Source organism: Kitasatospora sp. NPDC002522 (genome assembly GCF_053595195.1).
Genome location: NZ_JBSFXE010000086.1, coordinates 4,424 through 8,263, shown reverse-complemented (window position 1 = coordinate 8,263; position 3,840 = coordinate 4,424). Strand labels below are relative to the sequence as shown.

The following is a 3,840-nucleotide window of genomic DNA, read 5'->3' as shown; positions in this document are numbered from 1 at the left end:
CGGTCTCGCCGACGTGTCGGTGCCGACCGGTGCAGACCATATTCCGCGTGGTCTTGACGGTGTGTCGGCGGTCTCCGGGGACGGCCAGGTGCCGCACGGTCTTGACGGTGTGTCGGGGGATTCCGGCGGTGGTGGCCCCATGTCGCGTGGTCTTGACGGTGTGTCGGCGGTCTCCGGGGACGGTGCCGGGCCGTTGGAGCGCGGCGGCGTGTCGGGGCCGGGTGTGGAGGGGGTGACGGTGGTTCAGCCGGCTGCCGGGCTCGCGGATGTTCTGGGGGTGCTGCCCGGCGGCAGGGTCCTGGGCGTCGACGCGACGGCTCGTGAGCTGTCGTCGGTGGTGGACCGGATGCGGGTGCTCGGCCTGGTCGACGACGGCGTCGCGAATGTCCTGCGGCGGTCGCTGACCCGTCCGGCGGACGCGGCCGAGTTCACGCTGGCCTGGCGGGCCGCGGTCCCCGCCGCCACCGCGCAGGAGATCGCCCGCCGCTACCGGCAGGCACTGGACTCCCCGATCACCCGGGACATGGCCACCCGGATGGGCCTCGAGGTGAGCGCCTCGGTCGGACCCGGCGGCGCCAACCACCCCGACGACGTCGCGAAGGTGCGGCGCTTCCTGACCGACGAGGGCTTCGAGACCCCCCGCACACCCGGACACGACCCCGCCACCGCCCTCCTCGCCGCCTACCTGAAGGACGGCGCACACAACCCGCGCCTCACCCCCGCCGACGCCGCCGCCATCCGCGACACCCTCCTGACCGTCTCCCACCAGCGCGCCGCGGCCCTCGACGCGACCGAGGTCCGGGAGGCGCACGACACCATCGAACGCATCGGCGAAGCATTCACCGACGCCGACGACGGGCAGCCGGTCCCGGAAGCCCCGCCGCTGGTCGAGGGGTGGCCCGCCGCCACGCGGGAGGTGGCCGGGCTTCGGCAGCCGCATGTCCTCGTCGCGGAGCGTCAGGTGCCGCCCACGTCCGCGGACGTCGGGCTGCCGCACCGGTCGACCCACCCCGCCCCCGCCACACCGTCGCCGGCCGTGGCGGCACCGATCGGAGTCTCCTTCGCGAAGGGCTCGACCACACTCGACCCCGGCACACGGCTCCGGATCATCGAGACCGCCAGGGCCCTCGCCGCCATGCTCGACGCCCGCCACCGGCAGGGCCTGCAGCCGCCCGTCGTCACCGTGACCGGCAGCGGCGAGGGCCGCCTCACCGCCGCAGCGACCGGCCGCGCCCGCGCCACCGCCGTCGCCGACGAACTCCACCGCCGCCTCACCGAGGAACTCGACCGCCTCGACAGCCCCGCCCACGCCACCATCCGCACCCGCACCCGCACGACCGGACACGACGAAGCCCCCGCCGAACTCTTCCCCGGCTGGAGCGCCGACGCCCGCCGCCGGACCGCCGTCATCTCACTCGACCACACCCCGGTCGCCGACCACCTCAACCTCCTCGAGACCCGCACCGGCGTCCTGATCGGCGACCCCCGCCCCTACTCCACCGCCACCAACCAGCGCCACCAGCACGCCCTGGACCACCTCCCACACCGCGACGACACCTACACCGTCGCGATGCACATCGGCGACACCGGCGCCCCGATCAGCCCCGAACAACTCGCCGACGTCCTGCGCGCCGCCCACGACAGCGGCAAACTCGACGGCAAAACCCGCATCGACTTCCTGTCCTGCCGCCTCGGCGCGCTGACGGAGCGTCACGTCCCCTCGGCGCTCAGCGCGTTGTGGGCCCACCAGCAGGCGAACCCCCGCCCCGGCGTGTCCGGCCCGCTCACCGGCCGGGCGCCCGTGGGCGACGTGTGGGTCCTGCCCAAGATGGTGAACGGCGAAGCCGACTTCACCACCCACCGCGAGGTCATCGTCGCCGACCACGTCGGCATCGACACCCACGGCAAACCGGTGATCGTCCTGGGCCCCGACTCACTCTGGCGCACCTACACCCACAGCGGCGACACCGACCACACCCCCCACACCACCCTCAGCGGCGGCCACCTCACCCCCCACGGCGACACCGACCACCACCTCCCCACCGGCTACACCAACCACCAACCCACCCACCCCACCGACCCCACCCACACCCTCCAACCACTCGACGGCGCCACCAAGTTCGGACGGACCCGAGGTGCCGGCCGTGCCGCCTCCCGAAGCGGACCCATCGGCCCCCGACCCGCAACGAAACAGAACACCACGGGGACGGCGGAGGCGGTCGGTGGGGCGGGCGTGCTGCTGGAGCGGCTGGGCCTGGTAGTGGACCCGGTGTCGGGTGACGGGAACTGCCTGTTCCACGCGCTGGTGCGGATGCACCCCGAACACGGCAGCGCGGCCGACCTGCGCGACGTCCTGGCGGAGAAGTTCAAGGCCGCCTTCAACGATTTCGCCACCGGCCCGAACCTGCTCACCGAACTTCTGGCCGACAACCCGCACCTCTTCGAGGCGATCGACCTGCAACAGGACGTCCTGGCCGACCAGCTCGCCCACCCGGACCTGTACGACGGCCTCATGAAACGCATCCGCGACAACCTCGGCCCGGCCTGGGACGACCTCCTGGACACCCACACCGCCGACCGCCGGTGGGACAACGCCTTCGGCACCGCCGCAACCCACCTCTACACACGACACTTCGAACGCGGCCTGCTGATCGCCGACCCCGCCACCGGACACGTCACCGCCCTCCACCCCGACGGAGACACCACCCAACCCGACTCCGAACAAGCCACCCGTCTCGCCACCGACCACCACTACACCGTCCTCGCCCACACGCCCGGCCACTACAACGCCACCACCCCCACCCCGCCCGCAACCCAACCCGCAGCCCCAACCGCACACCGCCCCAGGCGAAGCACCGCCGCGCCACGACGAGGCGGGCGCCGCCCCACCGGCTCCAGCCGGTCCGGACCTGACGTGACGCACCACGACGCCGAACCGATCAGAATCCACCAACCCCTCGCCGCCGACGGGCCCGGCCCGGCGAAACCGGTCACCTTCCGCGGACGCCTCCAGCCCGTCTTCCACGCGACCGCCAACAAGACCGCGGTCATCTTCCAGGGAGTCGCGTTCAGCCTGCCGCGCACGGGCCGTGAGCGGTTCGCGAACAAGCCGCTGAGGGGCGAGCTGGTCGGCGGGCAAGTCAGGTTCACCAATCCCGACGGGCAGCCGTTCCACTCCAAGATCACGGAGGCCACCGGCGACCAGAAGTTCATCCCGGCCGGTACCACGTCCACCAGGGTGTTCGGCATGCAGGTGGCTCTGCCGAAGGCTCCGGCGGGGCAGGGTGGGGGTGACGTGTTCGAGGGCTGGCATGTGCGGGTGGCCGGCGAGGTGGGTCGGCGGATGGTGCAGCTCTCCGTCACGGGAGGCGACGCGTTCGAACCCGTGGGCGACCCGATTCCCTACGACGAGCCGTCCGAAGAATACAAGTACCGGCGCGCGGTCGAGCAGGCCGGGAAGCCGTACACCCCGCCCACCTACTCCCCGCCGGACCCCACGGACAAGGGTGCCTTCGTCGGACGCCTTCCCCGCGAGTTCCGCACAATCGCCAATGAAGACAGCGTGTCGGTCGGCAGTAGGCAGGTCAAGCTCCCGAACAGGGACCCTGAGCGGTTCGCGAACAAGCCGCTCACGGGCACGCGGACCGACACCGAGGCCACCTTCACCAACCTCGACGGGCAATGGTTTACCCACACCCTCGGCGTCGCGCAGGACCAGGTGCTCGTCAAGGCCGGAATCATCACCACGGTGTTCGGCGTGAGGATTCCCGTGCCAAAAGCTCCGGCCGACCCCCCGGCGGGCGCGGTGTTCGAGGGCTGGCACATGCGGCTGACGGGCGA

1 protein-coding gene is annotated in these 3,840 nt (G+C 72.1%); it reads left to right on the top strand.

The window, feature by feature from the left end:
- Positions 1-238: 238 nt before the first annotated feature.
- Positions 239-3,840, top strand: a 3,602-nt coding sequence (locus ACWD4U_RS34320) for a hypothetical protein (RefSeq protein WP_363462108.1), incomplete at its 3' end; no start/stop codon positions are given.